The 2,702-nt window shown below is 77.3% G+C and carries 2 protein-coding genes; both read right to left on the minus strand.

Annotated features, from left to right (window positions below; translation table 11 throughout):
• Positions 1 to 784: lytic polysaccharide monooxygenase auxiliary activity family 9 protein (locus CS2_RS18065; RefSeq protein ID WP_070321001.1), on the minus strand; the 784-nt coding region annotated here is incomplete at its 3' end.
• Between the two features lie 365 nt (positions 785 to 1,149).
• Entirely contained in the window at positions 1,150 to 2,262 is a 1,113-nt protein-coding gene (locus tag CS2_RS18070) for a class I SAM-dependent methyltransferase (RefSeq protein WP_070321002.1), read from the minus strand.
• Positions 2,263 to 2,702 lie beyond the last annotated feature (440 nt).

Consider the following 2,702-nt stretch of genomic DNA (forward strand, 5'->3'; position numbering starts at 1 on the left):
CGGTCGGCGTCGGCGTGGGCGTCGGCGTCGGCGTGGGCGTCGGCGTCGGGGTCGGGGTCGGGGTCGGAGTCGGGGTCGGCGTGGGCGTGGGGGTCGGCGTCGAACCACCGCCACCGATCTGGATGTCCGAGCACAGGTAGTACGGCTGGTCGAGGTGGCTGGCCTGCCAGATCGTGAACAGCACCGCGCGGCCCGAGCGGCCGGTCAGGTCGACGTCGGTCTGGTAGAGCCCGGTGGTGCCGTAGCGGCCGGTCTCCTTGACGAGGTCGAGGTCACCCCAGCCGAGCGCCTCGGTGGTGGGGTCGAAGCCCGGCTTGGAGACGTAGATCCGCAGGTAGTCGGCACCGTGCTTGGCGCCGTCGGTGAGCGTCAGCGTGAACGTCGTCGGCACCTGCTTCGCGACCCACGGACCGACCTCGTCGAGCGACGCGTACAGACCGTTCTGCGTGCGACCGCCCGAGCAGAGCTGCCCGTCGGGGATCACGGCCTGGTGCTGCCCGCCGACCCCCTCGCGGTACAGCCCGTTCCAGTTCCACATCGTCTGCGGGTTCTCCTGGAACGCCTGCCAGCACATCGGGTCGAGCTGGGCCATCTGCGGGTTGAGGTGGTCGTCGCCCCACCGCTCCCAGCAGCCGTAGTTGCGGGTCGGCGGGTCGGTGACGGAGCCGTGCGCGCTCGCGGACGACGCGACGACGCCCGTCACGGCGAGCGCGAGCGGCACGGCGAGCGCCAGGCGACCGAGCCGGGCGAGCGCGCCGAGCCGGCCGCGGGTACGGGTGGGCATGGGTGTCTCCTCGGGATGGTCCGGGCGGCGACCGGGTCGCGGTCACGGGTCGCGACGGTGCGCGGGTGACGACGGGCCGCCGGGTGGGCCCGTCCACGGTGCGGTTCGACGTCCGTGGAAGCGACCCCTCGAACCGTTTCAGCACTGCTCGCGGCCCTCGGTCCGACCGGTCCCGCGCACTGGGCGAGAGACCCGCTGCCCCGTCATCTGTCGCGCACCGGCACGACGCCGCACGACCGATCACGGGGTCGGCACCACGCCGCACCACCGATCACGGGGTCGGCACCACGCCGCACGACAGATCGCGGGGTCGGCGCGTCCAGGTGCGGACGCCGACGGTGCGACGTGGCGTCGCACCGTCGGCGTCAGACGCGGTCGAGCACGTGGATGCGCGGGTGGTGGCCCTTCGCGAAGACACGCGTCACGGACCGCGGCGTCCACAGGTCGGCCGTCTCGCGCACGACGCGCTCCATGACCTTCACCTCGTGCGTCAGCACCACGAGCCGCGCGCCCGGCGCGGCGACCGCGTGGGCGGCGCGCAGCAGGCCGGCGTGCACGCGCGGCGCGTCGGCGTGCGAGCCGTGCAACGTGCCCCACGGCGGGTCGGCCAGGACCACGTCGGCGAGACCGCCGAGCGGCTCGGCGACCGCCGCGGCGAGCGCCTCGGGGTCGGTCGCGTCGGCCTGCACGAGCACCGGACGCGGCGGGCGCGCGAGCAGTCGCGCGGCCTCGAGGTTCGACCGCGCCGCCGCGAGCGCGTCCGCGTCGAGGTCGACCGCGACGGACGCCGCCGCGGGCCCCGCCAGCAGCCGCTCGACCAGCAGCGTGCCGGACCCGGCCATGAGGTTGACGACGCGGTCCTCGTCGCGCAGCCCCGCGAGCCGCGCGACGGCCGCCGCGATCGTCGCGTTGGCCGCGCCCGGGAAGTCGGCGACGCGCCACGTCCGTGCGGACAGCGGCCGCGGTCCGACGCGCACGAGGACGTCCCAGCCGGGGTCGGCGTCGCCGGTGCGTCGGCCGCGGCGCACACGGACGACGAGGTCGCCGCCCGCCGGGTCGTGCAGCAGCCCGGTGGCCTCCCGCAGCAGGTCCGCGAGCCGCAGGAACGTCGCCGAGTCGGCGCCCGCCGCCTCGAACCGGAACGACGACGACCCGCCGACGCGCAGCGACGCGTACATCGCGTCGACCACGCGGCGCAGGTGCTCGGGGCTCGAGAACGACCGCGGCCGGGGCACGTCGAGGTGCACGACGACCCACGCGGCCACCGCGGTCCGCAGCGCCGTGACGCCCGCGAGCGCACCGGGCAGGGTCAGCGCGAGCGCGTCGTCCCGGTCGGGCACGTCGTGCACGTCGCGCGCGCCCGGCAGGACCTGCGCGACCTCGTCGAGCAGCACCTCGCGCAGGCCCGGGAGGTACGTGAGCTCGACGCGCGTCACGGGCGGCGCGGCCGACGCGCGGGTGCGGTCGGGACGGGGCACGTCGCGCGCGGAGCCGACGCGGCCGCCCCGGGCTGCGTCGGCGCGTCCGACGCGGGGAGCGTCCGGGACGGCACCGCGCGTCGAGCCCGCGCGAGCGCCTCGGGACGCGTCGGGACGCGAGCCACGGGGCTGCTCCGGACGACCGACGCCGGGTGCGTCGGGGCGACGTCGGCGGTCACCGCCCGGACGTCCCCGGCCGCTGCCCTCGGCCAGGCCGGCGCGGGCGTCGGAGCGGGTGCCGCGCGGGGCGTCGGGACGCACGTCCCGTCGGTCCGTGCGGGGGCGTCGCGCGTCACCCCACGCGTCGTCGCGGCGCGACGCGTCCCGGTCGCGCGGACCGTCGACGCGGCCTCGCGTGCTGCTCGTGCGCCCGGCGCGCGCGCCTCGCTCGGCCGGGGGCAGCTCGGCGCGGCCGAGCCACTCGTCCCGCGCACCGGCTC

This window comes from Cellulomonas iranensis NBRC 101100 = JCM 18110 (assembly GCF_001552375.1).
Taxonomy (GTDB): Bacteria; Actinomycetota; Actinomycetes; order Actinomycetales; family Cellulomonadaceae; genus Cellulomonas; species Cellulomonas iranensis.